Source organism: Streptomyces sp. NPDC048825 (assembly GCF_043198355.1).
Lineage (GTDB): Bacteria > Actinomycetota > Actinomycetes > Streptomycetales > Streptomycetaceae > Streptomyces > Streptomyces xiangluensis.
The window spans coordinates 106,425-122,795 of the sequence record NZ_JBICUR010000009.1; the positions used below are offsets into that span (position 1 = coordinate 106,425).

The window sequence follows — 16,371 nt, forward strand, 5'->3', positions numbered from 1 at the left end:
TCCCGGCCCCCTCGGCTACGAGCTCACGCCACCTGGCAGTTCCCGATGCCGCGCCCACGCCAGCAGCTCGTCCGCCGACCAGGTGGTGACCACGCGCTCGGCGGGCACCCCGCACTCCTCGGCCCGCGCGCACCCGTACCCCTGCCAGGCCAGCTGGCCGGGTGCGTGCGCGTCGGTGTCCACGGAGAACAGCACACCCGCGTCGACGGCACGGCGCAGCAGCCGGCGCGGAGGGTCGAGCCGTTCGGGACGGCAGTTGATCTCGAGAGCCGTCCCCGACTCGGCGCAGGCCGCGAAGACCGCGTCCGCGTCGAACTCCGACTCCGGCCGCCCGCCCCCGCTGACGAGCCGGCCGGTGCAGTGCCCGAGCACGTCGGAGCGCGGATCCCGTACGGCGGCGACCATACGGCGGGTCATCGCCGCCGCGTTCATCCGCAGCTTCGAGTGCACCGAGACCACCACGACGTCCAGCCGGTCCAGCAACTCCGGTTCCTGGTCCAGCGAACCGTCCTCGAGGATGTCGCACTCGATGCCGGTCAGCAGCCGGAACGGAGCCCAGCGCGCGTTGAGTTCCGCCACCACGCCGAGCTGCTCCCGCAGCCGCTGCGGGGACAGCCCGCGCGCGATCGTGAGGGTTGGCGAGTGGTCGGTGAGCACCGCCCACTCGTGCCCGAGCCCGGCCGCCGCCCGCCCCATCTCCTCGATCGGACTCCCTCCGTCCGACCAGTCCGAATGCATATGGCAGTCGCCCCGCAGCAACGACCGCAACCGCCCACCGCCCTGTGCCCGCGGATCCGGAGCCTCCTGCTCCAGCCGTTCCAGATACCCCGGCACCTGACCCGCCAGCGCCTCTCGCACCACCTGCGCGGTCTTCGGCCCGACGCCCTTCAGCGACTCCAGCGATCCGGTGGCCGCCCTCCGGACCACTTCCTCGGCGGGCAGCGCCGCGACCGCGTTCGACGCCGTGCGGAACGCCCGTACGCGATAGGTGGGGGCCTGGGACCGTTCCAGCAGGAACGCGATCCGGTCCAGGGCCTCGGCCGGGTCCATGTCACCAGCGTCGCGCCACTCGCTCGGCTCCGCACAGCGGCCGCCGGAGCTCTGCTGTGCCACCATGAAGTGCGACCCTCGTTCGGCCGCGGGCCCTCTCGGCGCAGCCGAGTGCCACGACTGACATCGCCGCCACGGCAGGGTTACCGGCGGCACGCGTGTGGAACCGGTGGGATCATGACTGAAAGCGCAAGCCCCTACATTTCGCACCCGCGGATCATGGTGCTGGGCGTCCAGCCCGGGGACCCTCCCTTCCGCATCGTGGAGATCGACGGCGCCGTCATCGGCGAGGCCAAGTCCTTCACCGACGTCCTGGTCGCCGCCGCGGCGTACGGCATCCCGGTGCACGACGCCGACGACCCGGAGGTCGTCCGCTGGGTGGGTGGCGACAAACACACGTGGACGCGCCGCTAGGCGCTCCGCTGGAAATGCGGTTCGAAGGCTGCGGGCCGTTTGTGGCTGGTCGTGCCCAGGCGGCGGAGTCTTGGCAGTACGCTGGACGAACCACTCGTCGCCGAGGCCGCCGCCCTCCTCGCGAAGGCGCTGGTCCAGCCGTCGCGAGGCGAGCGAACCCGTCACGGTTCAGGCCGGGCCCTTGGGCTTACGTGGGTGCACGGCCCGGCTCATACGCCTGCCGAGGAGCAGGTAACCGACCATCGCCCCGGTGATGTTGAGCAGTACGTCGTCGATGTCGAAGGCGCGCCCGGTGACCAGCGCCCCCTGCACCAGCTCGACGAGCAGCATCACCGCCGCGGTCAGCGCGATCACCCGCAGGATTCCCCGCGCCCGGGGGAGTACCACGGGCAGCAGAATCCCGAAGGGGACGCCGAGGACGAGGTTGCCGCCGATCTGCTTGGCCGCGTCGCGGAGTTCGGGCTGGTCCAAGTAGGCCCGCAGGGAGCGGCCCGGGTGCAGATTGCTGTGCGTCAGCGCCTCGGATGCGGGCGAGGGCTGGAGTGTGATCCGGGCCAGTGCGGCGGCGAACGCCACCATGGCGGTGACGGCGACCACCAGCACCAGCAGGCGTACGAGCAGTGGCAGGGGACGTCCGCCGCTCGGTGCGGGCGCCGGCTTACGGCCCGACTTCGCCGTACGGGAGCCGGACTTCGCGGTGCTCGGGCGAGCTTTTGAGGCGCTTGAGCGGGACTTCGGGGCGCTTGAACCTGATCTCGGGGTGCTCGAACGTGACTTCGGGGCACTGGCCATGCAACCCTCCAGCGTTCAAGTGACGCTTCAATAAAGACAGTTACCCCCGAATCGGTCGACGATGCCGACCGGCCGGTCCGAACCAGCCCCCGCAGAGCCTGCCTCCGCGCTACTGGGCACCGTTTCGGCACAGTTTCCCTCCGCGATACCGGGGCACTCCGGGCACGAACGCGTCGCGCGCCGCCGCTGGGCGATCCTCGGACGGTGTTTGGATGACGTGGCGGACGTATCGGTCATTCCGATCTAAAAGGGTCAAGGATCAGTGGGTTCGGAGGTGGGGCGCATGACGCGGCGTACGACTCTGCTCCGCGCCCTGTCCGAAGTCCTCGCCTGGTGGGTCGCACTGGCCGTCCTCTGGCTGGTGTTCATCACCACCGTGGACGCCCTGGAGCTGGTGGTGGGCGCGGGCGCCGCCCTCGTCGGCGCCGTCGCGGCGCGAGCCGCGCGCCGGGCGGTGAGCGCGGAATGAACGGCTGGACTGTCACGGCGACGGCCACGCTCGCCGGGGGAGGCGCGGCGCTGGTGTGGGGCGTGGCCACGGGCCCGCTGCGGCGCAGGGTCGTCGCGCAGAACCTGTCCACCACGCTGTTCTGCCCCGCTCTGCTCCTGCTCGCCCAGGGTTACGGCAGACCGTCGTACGTCGATATGGCCCTGATCCTCGCCCTCCTGGGCCCTGTCGGCACACTCGTCTTCGCCCGGCTGCTCGCCGAGGACCTCGACGATGACCCGCCGCACGCCCGGGCGCTCACTTGGGTGGCCGCGGGCTTCGGCGCGGCGGTCGTCCTCGCGGTGTGCGTGGCCACCGGACCGGGCCGGGCCATGGTGAAACTGCTGGTGACGGGCGTGCTGTTGATCGGCGGCACCCTCGTCGCCTCCCGGGCGCTGGCCCACGGCATGCCGAAGGGCGAGGACCGCCATGGCTGACGCGGTGATCGCTGTCGCCCTGCTGCTGGTCGCCACCGCCGCGACCGCCGCCGTCGTGGTCCGCGATCCCGTACGCCAGGCCCTGGTCCTGGCCGTGCTCGGCGTCGCGCTGGCCCTGCTGTTCACCGTGCTCCACGCCCCCGACGTGGCCCTCTCCCAACTCGCCGTCGGATCGGCCCTCACCCCGCTCCTGCTGCTCCTCTCGGTGCGCAAGGTGCGACGGCAACGGAAGGGGCGTACGGAATGACCAGGCGCGTACGGCTGTGGGTCCTCGCCGTCGGCGGCGCAGGCCTCGCGGTGCTCCTCGTCGCCGCCTGCCTGGAACTGCCCGGCTTCGGCGGCGACCAACACCCCTACGGGGACCGGGCGGTGCGCGAGTCGCTGGCCCGGCAGACCGCCAACACCGTGTCCTCCGTCATCTTCGACCAGCGCGCCTTCGACACCTTGGGCGAGATGACCATCCTCTTCTCGGCGGTTCTGGGCACCGTCGTGCTGCTCCGCCAGACCCGTGAGGAACACCGCGCCCGCCCGGCACCCGCTCAAGTGGCCGTCCCCGTACGCCGCTACGCGCTCCTCACGCTTCCGGTGGCCCTCCTCACCGGCCTGTACGTCATCGCCCACGGGCAGCTCAGCCCGGGCGGCGGCTTCCAGGGCGGCGTGGTTGCCGCGACCGCCCTTCACCTGCTGTACCTCGGCGCCGACTACCGGGCCCTGGAGCGGATCCGGCCGGTCGGCCTGTACGAGGTCGGCGACGCGCTCGGGGCGTCCGCGTATCTGGTCCTGGGCATCGCGGGGGTGCTGGCCGGCACGGCCTTCCTCGCCAACACGCTGCTCCCGTACGGCACTTTCAACACGCTGTCCTCCGGCGGCGCCGTCCCGCTGCTGAACGCGGCCATCGGCATGGAGGTCGCCTGCGCGGTGGTCGTCCTGCTCGCCCGCTTCCTGGACCAGGCCGTCGAGATCGAGGGGACCGAGAAGAACGGCGCGACCGAGAAGAACAGTGCGACCGATGAGAACGGGGAGTGAGCCGACCATGATGTCCGTCCTGCCGTATCTGATCGCCGCATGGATCTTCCTCGTCGGCTGCTACGGCCTCGCCACCAGCCGCAATCTCATCCACGCCGTCGGCTGCCTGTCGGTCTGCCAGGCGGCCACCTACGTCCTGCTGCTCGCCGTGGGATACCGCGACGGCGCCACCGCCCCCGTGTACTCCGACATCGAGCCCGGCTCCCGGCCCGTGGTGGACCCGGTCGTGCAGTCCCTGGCCCTCACCGATGTGGTCGTGGGCGCCACCGTCACCGCCCTGCTGCTCGCCCTCGTCCTCCAGATCGCCAAACGCCACGGCACCCTCGACCCGGACGAACTCTCCGAGCTGCGCGGCTGATGAACCACCCGAACCATCTGCTGCCGCTGCTCGTCGCCGTCCCGCTCCTCGGCGCCGCCCTGCTCGTCGCCGGTGGCCGCCGACTGCCGCGTGCCTGGGCCGAGTCGGCGGGCTGCGCCGTGTCGGCGGCCACGGCGGGCCTCGCGATCTTCCTGGCCCTCCAGTCCTCGCCGCCTCTGGTGGAATGGGCCGGCGACTGGGTGCCTCGCGACGGCGTGAGCGTGGGCATCATGCTCGTCGGCGACGGGCCGGGGCTCGGCATGGCGGCGCTCGCGTCACTGCTGACCCTGGCGGCACTGGCGTACTCCTGGCACTACTTCGACGAACCGCCGCGCCGCCACGCGGGCTCCTTCCCGGCGCTCATGCTGCTCTTCCAAGGCGGCATGTGCGGCTTCGCGATCGCCGGGGACCTGTTCAACGCCTTCGTCTTCTTCGAGCTGATGAGCGTCGTGGCCTACGCCCTGACGGGCCACCGGGTCGAGGAGGCCAAGGCGGTGCAGGGCGCGCTGACCTTCGGGGTGATCAACTCCCTTGGCGCGTATGCCATGTTGATGGGCATCGGGCTGCTGTACGCGCGTACGGGCGAGCTGGCCATGACGCAGATCGGGCGGCGGCTGGACGCGGCAGGGCCGCCCGACGCGCTGGTCCTCGCCGCCTTCGTTCTCGTCCTGACCGGGCTGCTCGTCAAGGCGGCGGCCGTGCCCTTCCACTTCTGGCTGCCGGACGCGCACGCGGTCGCGCCGACCCCCGTGTGCATGCTGCTGTCCGGCGTGATGGTCGAGCTCGGCGTGTTCGGGGTCTGGCGGGTGTACGGAGACGTCTTCGCGGGCCCGGGCGGCATCCCGGCGGCGGACCTGCAACGCGTGCTGCTGGTGCTGGGTGTGCTGACGGCGGTGGTCGGCGCGGTGATGTGCTGGTGCCAGCGCCACATCAAACGCCTGCTCGCCTACTCGACGGTCGCCCATACCGGGCTGTTCCTCACCGGTGTCGGCGTCCTCACCCCGGCGTCGGACGGCGGAGTCGCGCTCTACATCCTCGGCCATGCCGGAGTGAAGGCCGCCCTCTTCGCCTGCGCGGGCATCGTCCTCGACCGGTTCGGCAGCGTCGACGAGCACACGCTGCACGGGCGCGCCCGGGAACTGCGCGGTGTCGCGGCGCTCTTCGTCATCGGCGCGCTGGGCCTGGCCGGACTGCCGCCGTTCGGCACCGCACTGGGCAAGGCGCTCACCGAGGAGGCGGCCGGGCCCGCGCTGACCTTGCTGTACGTGGCCGTGTCGACGGTGACCGCGGGCGCAGTGCTGCGGGTCGCCGCGCGCGTGTTCCTCGGGCTCGGTCCAAAACCCGAGGAACACGCCTCGTACGAGACGACCGGCGCCGGTGAGCCGCCCGAGACCCGGCGGCGGCTCAGGCGCGTACCGGACACGATGACGACCGTCCCCGCGGTGCTGCTCGCAGCCTCGCTCACCGCCGGCGTGGCGCCGGGCTTCGCCACCGTCGTGGACCACGCCGTGAACGAAGCGGGCGCCGCGCCGGCGTTCGCCTCACCCCACTGGACCCCGGCCGGAGTGCTTCTGGGCCTGACCTCGACCTTGCTGGCCGTGGGCCTCGCCGGGCTCGCCGTCACCCGTCGGACCTGGCTGCCGGGCGAGGCCGCGGCCGCGCCGCTGCGCCGCCTGCAGTCCGGCCACATCGGGGACTACGTGGCCTGGCTGCTCGCGGGCGCGGCGCTGGTGGGCGGCCTGGCCCTGCCCGGCATCCACATCGGTTGAGGACGGCATGGATCACCGTTCGGGGACGGCGGGCTCACGACCCGTAGGTCACGTTCACCTCCTTGAAGCCCAGGGAGCCCAGCAGCCCCTTGAGCATGCTGGTGGTGTTCTCCTCGGCGCGGGCGGTGAGCCGGCTGTCCTTCGCCGCGTCACCGATGTGCCGGGCGGCGAGCCGCTGGACGGCGCGTTCGTCGTTCGGGTTGTCCGAGAAGATGTCGCCGAGGCGGTCGAGGAGACCGCGCTGCTTGGACACGGCGTACGAATGGTCGGGGTCGAGGGCGGGCTTGCCCAGCGCGGCGTGTGGGAGTTTGAGCGTGGCGGACGTGCGGTCCTCGTTGACCGTCACGTCGTTCTCGCCGACCTTTCCGAGGTCCACATAGGCGTCCACGGTGCCGGCGCCCACGTACAGGGTGCGGGTGCCGCGGAGCGCGTCGGGCAGGAAACGGGCGTCCTTCTCCAGATCCACCACCACCTGGAAGTTGCCGGAGGCGGCGTCGTAACGGCTGATGTCCTGGATCGACTTGAGGAGCGTGGGCCCCGACCGGTCGTGGGTGTCCTCGCGGAACACATCGCCCAGGCCGGGCAGCAGACTCAGCCGCAGCCCGGCGAAGAGCACCACCAGTACCAGGAGTACCGCGCTCAGGAGCTTTGCCCATCCGGGCATGCGCTTCAGGGACGTCGTCATGTCGAACGACCTCCTTCCCGATTGTTGAATACCCATCAAGTCCGTTGCCGGACCGCTTCCTTGGCCGAATGCGACCGAGACGGGCGCATTGACGGCGCACGAAACGCTCCGCAGGAATTGCGGTATCGAAGCCGCGGGTACGTCGTGGCTGGTCGCTCCCCCACTCTCGGCTCCTCCCCCACTCTCGACTTCGCTCGAGCGGGGGGGACCCCCATGAGCGGGGGGACCCATCGCGGCGGAGCCGCATACGTCACAGCCCCGCGCCCCTTCGGGCGCGGTATCTCGCCCTTGGCCGAATGCGACCGAGACGCGGCATTCGCGGCGCACTAGCGTGGGTGTTCCCCCACCGGCGTGCCAGGAGACCCGGATGACCTCACACAGCACCTCCCGGCCCCTCGTCCCCATGCATCGCATGCCCCTCCCGGAGGCCGGGCCGCCCCGTCGTGGCACCCTCGCCACCGGCACACCCGTCTGGCTCGTCAGCAGGCATGCCGACGTACGCCAGGTACTCATGGACCCGCGTTTCGACCGCAGTTCGCTGTACGGCGACGGTCCGCCACGCCTGCTCGTCGTGCCGAACCTGCTCGACAGTCCGAACGCGCTGCTCAACCAGGACGGTCCTGGCCATCAGCGGCTGCGCCGGACCGTGCAGCGGGCGTTCACCCCGCGGGCGATCGCGCGCTGGCGGCCCTGGGTGGCCGGTACGGTCACCACGTTGCTCGACCGGTTCGCCGAGCGGCCCCAACCCGCCGACATCATCGAGGGGTTCACCCGGCCGCTGCCGGTTTCGGTGATCTGCCGCCTCATGGGCCTGGAGCACCTGGACAGCGAGCGAATACGCTACTGGGCCGACCATGCCCTGTCCGGCGGCGCGCACACCGCGGAGGAAGTCGAGCGCGCGCTGATGGAGTTCGGCGCGTTCTCCGCGCAGCTCATCGCCGAGCGGCGGGCCGCGCCGGGGGAGGACCTGGTCAGCGAGCTGGTGGCGGCCGGGGATGCGACCCCCGGTGTCGACGACCTGCAACTGACGTCCCTCGTCTGCGGATTGGTCGTCGCCGGACACGAGACGACCATGACCGCCCTCGGCAACGCGGTCGTCTACCTCCTCACCGACGGCCGCGCCGACTGGCTGGGCCTCGCGAAGGACGAGGAGGCGGCGGCCACCGCGGCCGAACAGCTCCTGCGCACCGTTCCGCTCTCCGAGGGACGCGTCCTGCCCGGACTGATCCGGCGGGCCGTCGAGGACACGGAGGTCGGCGGAGTGACGATCCCGGCCGGCAGCGTCGTCGCCCTCCTGACGAACGTCGCCAACCGCGACCCCCAGGTCTACCCGCCGGGCATGCCGGACCTCTCCGGCCCGCTCCCGACCCCCAGCGTGGCCTTCGGCGCGGGCCCACACCACTGCCTCGGCGCATGGCTTGCCCGCCTCGAACTCGAACTCGCCCTGCACCACCTTGCCGCCCGCTTCCCCCGGCTGACCGCCGCGTTCACCCCGGAAACGATCACCTGGCGAGAGGGCCAGATGACCCGCAGCCCGCTGCGACTGCCGGTGAGCTGGTGACGGGGGCCTCGGTGCGGTGCCCGCAGCCGCCGCTCGATGCGGCTCGCCCTACCCGCGTACTCTGAAAACAGGACCCCATAACACGGAGAGAACACGGCGACAGGACCAAGCCAAGCGCGCTCGGCGTCACCCAGGTGATCAGGAGGGCCTGCAGTGTCCAAGGCGAAGTTCGAGCGGACCAAACCGCATGTGAACATTGGGACCATCGGTCATATCGACCACGGTAAGACGACCCTTACGGCAGCCGTGACCAAGGTGCTGCACGACAGGTTCCCCGACCTGAACCCGTACACGCCGTTCGAGCAGATCGACAAGGCGCCCGAGGAACGTCAGCGCGGCATCACGATCTCGATCGCGCATGTCGAGTACCAGACGGAGAACCGGCACTACGCGCACGTCGACTGCCCCGGTCACGCGGACTACATCAAGAACATGATCACGGGCGCGGCGCAGATGGACGGGGCGATCCTCGTCGTCGCCGCCACGGACGGCCCGATGCCGCAGACCAAGGAGCACGTCCTGCTCGCGCGTCAGGTCGGCGTGCCGTACATCGTCGTCGCCCTGAACAAGGCCGACATGGTGGACGACGAGGAGATCCTCGAACTCGTCGAACTGGAGGTGCGCGAGCTGCTCACCGACTACGAGTTCCCGGGCGACGACGTCCCGGTCGTCCGCGTCTCCGCGCTCAAGGCGCTCGAAGGTGACGAGCGGTGGAGCCAGTCGGTCCTCGAACTCCTCAGGGCCGTCGACGAGTTCGTGCCCGAGCCGGTACGCGATGTCGACCAGCCGTTCCTGATGCCGATCGAGGACGTCTTCACCATCACGGGCCGCGGTACGGTCGTCACCGGCCGTATCGAGCGCGGCGTCCTGAAGGTCAACGAGACCGTCGACATCATCGGCATCAAGCCGGAGAAGACCACGACCACGGTCACCGGCATCGAGATGTTCCGCAAGCTCCTCGACGAGGGACGGGCCGGGGAGAACTGCGGTCTGCTGCTGCGCGGCGTGAAGCGCGAGGACGTGGAGCGCGGGCAGGTCATCATCAAGCCGGGCTCGGTGACTCCGCACACCGAGTTCGAGGCGCGGTCGTACATCCTGTCCAAGGACGAGGGAGGAAGGCACACGCCGTTCTTCAACAACTACCGTCCGCAGTTCTACTTCCGTACGACGGATGTGACCGGTGTGGTGACCCTGCCGCAGGGCACCGAGATGGTCATGCCCGGCGACAACACCACCATGAACGTCGAGCTGATCCAGCCTGTCGCCATGGAGGAGGGGCTGAAGTTCGCCATCCGTGAGGGCGGTAGGACCGTCGGCGCCGGTCAGGTAACCAAGGTCGTGAAGTAGCCCCCGGGCGACCTCCGGGGCGCACCTCCGGGCAGGTCAGTGGCAGGTCATGCGGAGCCGGAGCTGGAGGTGGTCTCGGGCTGCTCCAGTGCCTCTTCCAGGGTCGACAGCGCGGGCAGGTGCGCCGCGAGCCCGGTCACCTGGAGGATGCGCAGGGTCAGCGGGTGGGTGCAGACCAGCCGCAGCCGCCCGCCGCGTTCGAGGACCCGGAGCCGGGCCCGGTGGAGTAAGCGCAGTCCCGAGCAGTCGAAGAACTCGATGTGCCGCAGATCGAGCACGACCTGCGCTCCTGGACGCCCCGTCGCCGCGTCCAGGAACGGGACGGTCTCCAGCGCCGCGATGATGTCGATCTCGCCGTGGAACTCCAGCACGGTGTACCCGCGGTCCCGGTGGACGTGCAGATGCGGGGTGAGGGTCTCGGTTCCGTTGCGCACGCCGACATCACCTCACCGTTCCCCGCCCCTGAGCACCCTGAGCACCCTGAGCACTCTGTCGACCCCGATGGCGTGAATTCCAGCATGTTCGATTGACATATGTCTTGGATTTGCGGGGTTCGATGGCCAACGGTTACAGGCCTATTCCGTACGACCGTGCAGCCGCGCCGCTACGAGAGCGCCTGCCACGCCTTCGACAGCGCCAGCCGGAACTGGTCGGTCTGGTGCGCGGTGAGATTGCGGACCATGCGCTCCTCGAGTTCTCTCACGGGTTCGGCGTGCCGTGCGAGCAGATCGCGGCCAGACTCGGTGAGAAGGATGAGGAGTTCCCGGCGGTTGCGGGGATTGCGCTCGCGGCGTACCAGGCCGCGGTTCTCCAGGGCCCGGACCACATCGGCCACGGACTGCGCGGTGACGAACGAGTCGCGCGCGAGCTGGGCCGCGGACAGACCGTCGTGCCGCTCCAGGACGGTGAGCGAGGTGTACTGCAACGCCGTGATCCCCGCCGGTCGCAGCAGCTCGTCCAGATGGGAGCGCACCACGAGTTCCACCTGCTTGATCATGTACAGGAGTGACGGAGGTGCCTTGGTGGATGCCTTGGTGCCGACCATGGGGTCAGCGTAAGGCATTGACAGGAAACCTGTCTGTAATGAGACTGCGAACCAACAGGAATCCTGTTGATTGAAATCTTGGCGAACAAGGCTGGGGAGTGGCCATGACCACCTTCGAGAGCGAGCCCGGGCAGCTGTTCATCGGCGGCCAGTGGCGGGAAGCGTCCGGCGGGGCGCGTACGGATGTGATCGACCCGTCGACGGGCCAGGTGGTCACGACGGTCGCGGAGGCCGATGCCTCCGACGTCGACGCGGCCGTACGGGCCGCACGCGACGCCTTCGAGAACAGCGGCTGGGCCGCGCTGAGCGGCCGTGAGCGGGGCCGTGTGCTGCACCGGGTCGCCGAGCTGATCAGGGAGAACGCGGACGAGATCGCGACCCTGGAGAGCCTCGACGTCGGCAAGCCGATCTCGCTGTGCCACGCCGTCGATGTGACGAACGCGGCCAATGACTACGAGTACTACGGCTCCCTCGCCTGGACCCTGGACGGCGCGACCCGGGACACCCCGCTCAACGCCCACGCCTACACCCGGCGCGGTCCGCTCGGGGTGGTCGCCGCGATCACGCCCTTCAACTTCCCGCTGATCCTTGCCGGTTCGAAGATCGCCCCGGCGCTCGCGGCCGGCAACACGGTGGTGCACAAGCCCGCCGACGAGACCCCGCTCAGCGCCCTCTACATGGCCGGCCTGCTGAAGAAGGCCGGCGTCCCGGACGGCGTCTACAACGTCGTCACCGGCAGCGGCCCGGTCGCCGGTGAGGCGCTGCTGCGCAACCCCGGCATCGACAAGGTGGCCTTCACCGGTTCCACCGCGGTCGGCCGGCACGCGGCGAGCATCGCCGGTGAGGCCCTCAAGCCGGTCACGATGGAGCTCGGCGGCAACGCGGCCCACATCGTCTTCGAGGACGCCGACATCGAGAAGGCCATCGGCGCCGTCATCAAGGGCTTCGTCTTCAACACGGGTCAGTTCTGCATGGGCGGCCCGCGCCTGCTGGTCGCCCGCCCGCTGTACGACACCGTGGTCGGCATTCTCGCCGACGCCGTGCCCGGCGTTCCGGTCGGCGACCCCCGCCGGCCCGAGACCGTCGTCGGACCGATGGCGGGGGAGAAGCACCTGAAGAAGGTCGAGGAGTACGTCGAACTGGCCCGCAAGGAGGGCGCCCGCATCGTCTGCGGCGGTGAGCGCCTCGACCTGAACGGCGGCTTCTACTACAAGCCCACGGTCATCGCCGACCTCGCCAACGACTCCCGTGTCGTCCAGGAGGAGATCTTCGGCCCGGTCCTCACCGTGCAGCCCTTCGACTCCGAGGACGAGGCCGTCGAGATGGCCAACTCCACGCCGTACGGGCTGGCTTCGGGCCTCCAGACCAGCAACCTCGCTCGCGCGCACCGGGTCGCCGACCGCCTCGAGGCCGGCATCGTCTGGGTCAACGAGTGGGCGATGCTCGACCCCAACGTCCCCTTCGGCGGGGTCAAGGCCTCCGGCTTCGGCCGGGAGTACGGGCCCGAGGCGCTCGCCGCGTACACCAAGGTCAAGTCCGTCGTCATCTCGCTCGACTGAGCGCTCCCGCTTCTCGTCACTCTCGTAAGGAGTTGAGTATGTCCACCACTCGTGCAGCCGTGGTCGAGTCCGGGGGAGCGCCGTTCACGCTGTCCACCGTCGAGCTCGACGAACCGCGTCCGAACGAGGCGCTCGTCCGGATGGTCGCCGCCGGTCTGTGCCACACCGACCTCGGTGTGGCCGGTGGCGGTCTGCCCTTCCCTCTGCCAGGAGTCCTCGGGCACGAGGGCGCGGGCGTCGTCGAGGCCGTCGGCTCGGACGTCACCGGCATCGAGCCCGGCGACCACGTACTGATGTCCTTCACGTCCTGCGGCGGCTGCAAGAACTGCCGTGACGGACACCCGGCCTACTGCGCCACCTGGCTGCCGCTGAACCTGCTCGGCGGGCGCCGGCCCGACGGCACCAGCACCATCAGCCGCGACGGCGAGCCCCTCGGGGGCCACTTCTTCGGCCAGTCCTCGTTCGCCGAGCGGGCGTTGGTGGACCAGCGCAGCCTCGTCAAGGTCGACCGGGACGTACCGCTGGAGACCATCGCACCGCTGGGCTGCGGCGTGCAGACCGGCGTCGGCGCCGTATGGAACGTCCTTGCGCCCCGGACCGGTGACACGCTGGTGATCCTCGGGGCCGGCGCGGTCGGTCTGTCCGCGGTGATGGCTGCCGCCATGACACCCGCGACCACGGTGATCGCCGTCGACTTGGTGGCCGAACGGCTGGAGCTGGCCCGCGAGTTGGGCGCCACACACACCGTGAACGCCGGTGACGGGGACATCCTGGAGGCGATCCAGGTGATCACGGACGGCGCCGGGGCGGACGGCGTGGTGGAGACCACCGGCAGCGTCGCCGTCCTGCGCAAGGGCGTGGACGCGCTCGCCGCACGCGGCACGGCGGTCATCGTCGGCGCCCCGCCGTTCGGCTCGGAAGTCGCCCTGGACGTCAACGGAATGCTCGGCGGCAAGCGCGTGGTGGGCCTCACGCTCGGCGACCACGAGACCCAGACCGCGATACCCGCCCTGGTCAAGCTGGTCCGCGAGGGCCGCCTGCCGTTGGATCGGCTGATCAGCAAGTACGCCTTCGAGGACATCGGGCAGGCCGTACAGGACATGGGCGCCGGCAAGGCGATCAAGCCGGTGATGACCTTCGCCTGACGTCGGCATCCGGCTTGGCGAGGGGCGCCCCGCGATGGGGCGCCCCTTCCGCCGTGCCGGCGCCGGCGGTGAACGGCGTGGGCCCTACTGGCTGAGGTTCAGGGTGACGAGCAGGCGCCACACCCGGTGTGCGATCTCCTCCGGGGTGGCCTCGATGAGTCCATGCAGCCAGTCGGCGAGGACTCCGGCGAACGTCGCGGCCACGGCGGAGGCGATGAGCGGTGCCTCGGGCGCACCCACGAGTTCGCGCTCGGCCTGGCTGCGGGCACGCAGATCCTGATGCAGTACGCGGCCCAGTGGGCCCCCGCCGCCCGGGCTCAACAGGGCGCGGTAGAGCGGAGCATGCGGGGGCAGGCCCTCGAAGAACTCCAGCAACGCGGGCGGCGCGGTCCTCGGGTCGGGCCGGCCGCGCCAGGCGTGCAGGGCCTCCACGGCATCGCGTACGACATCGGCGCAGGCGTCGACCGCGAGTGCCTCCAGGTCGGCGTAGTGCAGATAGAACGTGGCCCGCCCGACTCCGGCCCCACGCACCAGGGCCGCGACGGTGACCTCCGACAGCGGGCGCCGCGCGCACTCGTCGAGGAGCGTGCGGCGCAGCTTGGCCCGGGTGCGTTCGGACCGGGGGTCGGAGGCGGGGGTCACCGGGCGACGAGGACGGCGATCAGGGCGAGGGTGCCGGGCAGTGCCTGGGCGAACAGGATGCGGCGGTTCGCGGTCACAGCTCCATAGACACCCGCGACGATCACGCACACCAGGAAGAACACCTGCGCGCGGAACCCCGTCGGATCCCCGGCGACCAGTCCCCACACGAGGCCCGCAGCAAGAAATCCGTTGTAGAGCCCCTGGTTGGCGGCCATCGCCGCGGTGGCCCGCGCCATCTCCGGCTCAAACCCGTGCAGCCCCCGCCCCGGCTTCCGCTCCCACAGAAACATCTCCAGAACCAGGATGTAGGCGTGCAGGGCAGCCACAAGCCCGACCAACACGTTTGCGAGCGCTTGCATGACCGGGGGGCTCCTCTGAGGGGCTTGGTGCTGCCCTGGAATTCCTGGGCAGATGTCCACCATACATGGACAGCTGCCCAGGAAGTACCTGGGTGAGCTCCTCGCGATGTGGTCACCTCGGGGATGTCCCTGTGAGCGTCCCCGCGACCGGGGGAGTTCCGGCGGGTGTCGGCTCCCGGCGTTGCCGTACCCACCGTTGCCGTACCCACCGTTGCCGTGCCCGCCGATGCCGCCCCCGGCGGCGCAGCGTCGTCAGCGTGACGAACGCGCCCGCCAGCACACAGCACGCCGCGAGCCGCAGCCCGAGGTCGTAGCCCTCCAGGAACGCGTTGCTCGGATCCGTGCCCGACCGCAGTTCGGAGCGCTCGCGTCGGGTGAGGACGACGCCGACCAGTACCACCCCGAACACCCCGGAGACTTCGCGCGCCGCGCTCACCAGACCGGTCGCCATCCCTGTCCGTGCATCCGGGACCTGGGCGAGACAGCGGACCGTCAGCGGAGTGGTGAGCGCCGATCCTGCGCCGATCATCAGCAGGCCCGGCTGGAGATCCCAGTAGTCGGCGTGTGCGCCTGTCCCCGAGACGTACAGCAGACCGGCCGCCACCACGCCGAGCCCCGTCGCGATCGACACATGGGCGCCCAGTACGCGAGCCGCCCGCTCGGCCAGCGGAGTGCAGAGCAGCAGCGCACCGGCCAGCGGCAGGAAGGCCAGCCCTGCCTTGGTCGGGGAGAAGCCGAGCACCTGCTGGAGGTAGAGGGCCGTGAAGAAGAAGACGCCGTTCACGCCGATGCCCCACAGCACCTGCGCGATCACCCCGCCCGTGAGGAACCGGTCGCGCAGCAGCCCGAGTTCGAGGAGCGGCCGGCCGGTCCGGGTCTCCGCGAGGAGGAACGCACAGGCGGCGACGGCTGAAACACCCAGGCACAGCGGTACGGGGGCGGTGCCGAACCCGTGCTCCGTGCCCCGCACCAGCCCGTACGTCAGCAGATAGAGCGCGAGAACGGAGAGCAGCACACCCGGCAGATCGAGCCCGCCGCGCCGGGGCTCGGCCCCGGGCGGCCCTTTCGCCTTGGCGGGCACGGCGGGCATCAGCAGCAGAGCGATGATCCCGAAGGGTATGTTCAGCGCGAACACCCAGCCCCAGCTCCACTGTTGGGTGACGAAGCCGCCGACCACGGGCCCCAGCGCCAGCGCCACGGCGAGCGCCGCCGTCCACAGGCCGACAGCCATCGACTGCCGTCGCGCGGGCAGATCGGCGGCGACCACGGCCAGCGACGCCGGGATCACCAGCGCGGCCCCGACCCCCTGCACCGTACGGGCCGCGATCAGCGTGCCACCGCTGTCCGCGACGGCCGCAGCCGCCGACGCCGCCGTGAAGACCACGACCCCCACCGCCAGCACGGACCGGCGCCCGAACAGATCGGTCAGCCGCCCGCCGGGCAGCAGCAGCGCGCCGAAACTGAGTACGTAACTGCTGGCCACCCACTCCAAGTCCGTGACGCTCAAGCCGAGTTCGCGCTGCACGGTCGGCAGGGCCACGTTGATGACCGTGTTGTCGAGCGTCGTGATGAACCCGGTCAGCGTGAGAAGGGCAAACAACGCGAACAGCCGTGTACGTCCCAAGAGTCGCTCCTTCCGCCGGCCAGGGCAGCCGTCGCCCGGATTGTCGGCGGCGCGGCCTGGCGCTGGCTCTG

19 protein-coding genes are annotated in these 16,371 nt (G+C 70.6%); 11 read left to right on the forward strand and 8 right to left on the reverse strand.

Translation table 11 applies throughout. The features are described 5' to 3' along the window. Positions 1 to 15: 15 nt before the first annotated feature. Positions 16 to 1,050: a PHP domain-containing protein gene (locus ACGFNK_RS22480; protein ID WP_393418855.1), complete on the reverse strand. Its 1,035-nt coding sequence runs from the start codon at positions 1,048 to 1,050 to the stop codon at positions 16 to 18. A 177-nt stretch (positions 1,051 to 1,227) separates the two neighbouring features. Here ACGFNK_RS22480 and ACGFNK_RS22485 point away from each other — a divergent pair, with 177 nt between their 5' ends. After that, entirely contained in the window at positions 1,228 to 1,464 is a 237-nt protein-coding gene (locus tag ACGFNK_RS22485) for a hypothetical protein (protein WP_388669201.1), read from the forward strand. 168 nt (positions 1,465 to 1,632) lie between these two features. Here ACGFNK_RS22485 and ACGFNK_RS22490 read toward each other — a convergent pair whose 3' ends face one another. Further along, positions 1,633 to 2,256: a VanZ family protein gene (locus ACGFNK_RS22490; RefSeq protein ID WP_393418440.1), complete on the reverse strand. Its 624-nt coding sequence runs from the start codon at positions 2,254 to 2,256 to the stop codon at positions 1,633 to 1,635. 283 nt (positions 2,257 to 2,539) lie between these two features. Between ACGFNK_RS22490 and ACGFNK_RS22495 the strand changes: the two genes are divergently transcribed. The 6 genes from ACGFNK_RS22495 to ACGFNK_RS22520 are packed head-to-tail and all read left to right on the forward strand — an operon-like array spanning position 2,540 to position 6,333. Beyond that, positions 2,540 to 2,725 carry a hypothetical protein gene (locus ACGFNK_RS22495; protein WP_393418442.1) on the forward strand — a complete coding sequence of 62 codons (186 nt, stop codon included), beginning with the start codon at positions 2,540 to 2,542 and terminating at the stop codon, positions 2,723 to 2,725. Further along, positions 2,722 to 3,180: an MrpF/PhaF family protein gene (locus ACGFNK_RS22500; RefSeq protein WP_393418444.1), complete on the forward strand. Its 459-nt coding sequence runs from the start codon at positions 2,722 to 2,724 to the stop codon at positions 3,178 to 3,180. The genes ACGFNK_RS22495 and ACGFNK_RS22500 overlap by 4 nt, the downstream gene beginning before the upstream one ends. Next, a complete protein-coding gene (locus ACGFNK_RS22505) occupies positions 3,173 to 3,427 on the forward strand; it encodes a Na(+)/H(+) antiporter subunit B (protein ID WP_393418446.1) in 255 nt (84 codons plus the stop codon). Before ACGFNK_RS22500 ends, ACGFNK_RS22505 begins: the two co-directional genes overlap by 8 nt. Next, positions 3,424 to 4,206 (forward strand): hydrogen gas-evolving membrane-bound hydrogenase subunit E, encoded by a 783-nt coding sequence (gene mbhE, locus ACGFNK_RS22510; protein WP_393418448.1) that lies wholly within the window; start codon positions 3,424 to 3,426, stop codon positions 4,204 to 4,206. The genes ACGFNK_RS22505 and mbhE overlap by 4 nt, the downstream gene beginning before the upstream one ends. Positions 4,207 to 4,213: 7 nt before the next feature. Then, the gene (locus tag ACGFNK_RS22515; protein WP_386343534.1) at positions 4,214 to 4,564 is read left to right on the forward strand and encodes an NADH-quinone oxidoreductase subunit K; all 351 of its coding nucleotides are present in this window, start codon (positions 4,214 to 4,216) and stop codon (positions 4,562 to 4,564) included. Further along, positions 4,564 to 6,333, forward strand: coding sequence for a complex I subunit 5 family protein (locus tag ACGFNK_RS22520; protein WP_393418450.1), 1,770 nt, complete (start codon positions 4,564 to 4,566; stop codon positions 6,331 to 6,333). The genes ACGFNK_RS22515 and ACGFNK_RS22520 overlap by 1 nt, the downstream gene beginning before the upstream one ends. 34 nt (positions 6,334 to 6,367) lie before the next feature. On the opposite strand, the gene ACGFNK_RS22525 is transcribed toward ACGFNK_RS22520, so the two are convergent. After that, positions 6,368 to 7,018 carry a DUF4230 domain-containing protein gene (locus tag ACGFNK_RS22525; protein ID WP_386342943.1) on the reverse strand — a complete coding sequence of 217 codons (651 nt, stop codon included), beginning with the start codon at positions 7,016 to 7,018 and terminating at the stop codon, positions 6,368 to 6,370. 367 nt (positions 7,019 to 7,385) lie between these two features. On the opposite strand from ACGFNK_RS22525, the gene ACGFNK_RS22530 reads away from it, so the two are divergent. Both ACGFNK_RS22530 and tuf read left to right on the forward strand, forming a co-directional pair. Continuing rightward, positions 7,386 to 8,579 (forward strand): cytochrome P450, encoded by a 1,194-nt coding sequence (locus ACGFNK_RS22530; protein ID WP_393418452.1) that lies wholly within the window; start codon positions 7,386 to 7,388, stop codon positions 8,577 to 8,579. Between the two features lie 153 nt (positions 8,580 to 8,732). After that, the gene (tuf, locus tag ACGFNK_RS22535) at positions 8,733 to 9,926 is read left to right on the forward strand and encodes an elongation factor Tu (RefSeq protein ID WP_386342939.1); all 1,194 of its coding nucleotides are present in this window, start codon (positions 8,733 to 8,735) and stop codon (positions 9,924 to 9,926) included. A 47-nt stretch (positions 9,927 to 9,973) separates the two neighbouring features. Here tuf and ACGFNK_RS22540 read toward each other — a convergent pair whose 3' ends face one another. Then, a complete protein-coding gene (locus ACGFNK_RS22540; RefSeq protein ID WP_393418454.1) occupies positions 9,974 to 10,360 on the reverse strand; it encodes an anti-sigma factor antagonist in 387 nt (128 codons plus the stop codon). 170 nt (positions 10,361 to 10,530) lie between these two features. Then, positions 10,531 to 10,971 carry a MarR family winged helix-turn-helix transcriptional regulator gene (locus tag ACGFNK_RS22545; protein ID WP_386342935.1) on the reverse strand — a complete coding sequence of 147 codons (441 nt, stop codon included), beginning with the start codon at positions 10,969 to 10,971 and terminating at the stop codon, positions 10,531 to 10,533. A 104-nt stretch (positions 10,972 to 11,075) separates the two neighbouring features. Here ACGFNK_RS22545 and ACGFNK_RS22550 point away from each other — a divergent pair, with 104 nt between their 5' ends. Both ACGFNK_RS22550 and ACGFNK_RS22555 read left to right on the forward strand, forming a co-directional pair. Continuing rightward, positions 11,076 to 12,530, forward strand: coding sequence for an aldehyde dehydrogenase family protein (locus ACGFNK_RS22550; protein ID WP_393418457.1), 1,455 nt, complete (start codon positions 11,076 to 11,078; stop codon positions 12,528 to 12,530). Between the two features lie 38 nt (positions 12,531 to 12,568). After that, positions 12,569 to 13,675 (forward strand): NAD(P)-dependent alcohol dehydrogenase, encoded by a 1,107-nt coding sequence (locus ACGFNK_RS22555; protein ID WP_393418459.1) that lies wholly within the window; start codon positions 12,569 to 12,571, stop codon positions 13,673 to 13,675. An 84-nt stretch (positions 13,676 to 13,759) separates the two neighbouring features. Here the strand turns inward: ACGFNK_RS22555 and ACGFNK_RS22560 are convergent, their stop codons facing one another. The 3 genes from ACGFNK_RS22560 to ACGFNK_RS22570 all read right to left on the reverse strand — a co-directional run bounded on the left by ACGFNK_RS22560 (position 13,760) and on the right by ACGFNK_RS22570 (position 16,300). After that, positions 13,760 to 14,317: a TetR/AcrR family transcriptional regulator gene (locus ACGFNK_RS22560; protein WP_393418461.1), complete on the reverse strand. Its 558-nt coding sequence runs from the start codon at positions 14,315 to 14,317 to the stop codon at positions 13,760 to 13,762. Further along, on the reverse strand, positions 14,314 to 14,676 hold the full coding sequence (locus ACGFNK_RS22565) for a DUF1304 domain-containing protein (protein ID WP_344397333.1): 363 nt from the start codon (positions 14,674 to 14,676) through the stop codon (positions 14,314 to 14,316). The genes ACGFNK_RS22560 and ACGFNK_RS22565 overlap by 4 nt, the downstream gene beginning before the upstream one ends. A gap of 112 nt (positions 14,677 to 14,788) precedes the next feature. Continuing rightward, positions 14,789 to 16,300 (reverse strand): MFS transporter, encoded by a 1,512-nt coding sequence (locus ACGFNK_RS22570; protein ID WP_393418463.1) that lies wholly within the window; start codon positions 16,298 to 16,300, stop codon positions 14,789 to 14,791. Between the last annotated feature and the right edge of the window lie 71 nt (positions 16,301 to 16,371).

Excerpts from the sequence above, each read along its gene's own strand:
- ACGFNK_RS22565 (WP_344397333.1), bottom strand. The coding sequence starts at position 14,676 with ATGCAAGCGCTCGCAAACGTGTTGGTCGGGCTTGTGGCTGCCCTGCAC.
- ACGFNK_RS22490 (WP_393418440.1), bottom strand. The coding sequence starts at position 2,256 with ATGGCCAGTGCCCCGAAGTCACGTTCGAGCACCCCGAGATCAGGTTCA.
- ACGFNK_RS22545 (WP_386342935.1), bottom strand. The coding sequence starts at position 10,971 with ATGGTCGGCACCAAGGCATCCACCAAGGCACCTCCGTCACTCCTGTAC.
- ACGFNK_RS22525 (WP_386342943.1), bottom strand. The coding sequence starts at position 7,018 with ATGACGACGTCCCTGAAGCGCATGCCCGGATGGGCAAAGCTCCTGAGC.
- ACGFNK_RS22555 (WP_393418459.1), top strand. The coding sequence starts at position 12,569 with ATGTCCACCACTCGTGCAGCCGTGGTCGAGTCCGGGGGAGCGCCGTTC.
- ACGFNK_RS22480 (WP_393418855.1), bottom strand. The coding sequence starts at position 1,050 with ATGGACCCGGCCGAGGCCCTGGACCGGATCGCGTTCCTGCTGGAACGG.
- ACGFNK_RS22550 (WP_393418457.1), top strand. The coding sequence starts at position 11,076 with ATGACCACCTTCGAGAGCGAGCCCGGGCAGCTGTTCATCGGCGGCCAG.
- ACGFNK_RS22495 (WP_393418442.1), top strand. The coding sequence starts at position 2,540 with ATGACGCGGCGTACGACTCTGCTCCGCGCCCTGTCCGAAGTCCTCGCC.
- ACGFNK_RS22530 (WP_393418452.1), top strand. The coding sequence starts at position 7,386 with ATGACCTCACACAGCACCTCCCGGCCCCTCGTCCCCATGCATCGCATG.
- ACGFNK_RS22505 (WP_393418446.1), top strand. The coding sequence starts at position 3,173 with ATGGCTGACGCGGTGATCGCTGTCGCCCTGCTGCTGGTCGCCACCGCC.
- mbhE (WP_393418448.1), top strand. The coding sequence starts at position 3,424 with ATGACCAGGCGCGTACGGCTGTGGGTCCTCGCCGTCGGCGGCGCAGGC.
- ACGFNK_RS22515 (WP_386343534.1), top strand. The coding sequence starts at position 4,214 with ATGATGTCCGTCCTGCCGTATCTGATCGCCGCATGGATCTTCCTCGTC.
- ACGFNK_RS22485 (WP_388669201.1), top strand. The coding sequence starts at position 1,228 with ATGACTGAAAGCGCAAGCCCCTACATTTCGCACCCGCGGATCATGGTG.
- ACGFNK_RS22500 (WP_393418444.1), top strand. The coding sequence starts at position 2,722 with ATGAACGGCTGGACTGTCACGGCGACGGCCACGCTCGCCGGGGGAGGC.
- ACGFNK_RS22520 (WP_393418450.1), top strand. The coding sequence starts at position 4,564 with ATGAACCACCCGAACCATCTGCTGCCGCTGCTCGTCGCCGTCCCGCTC.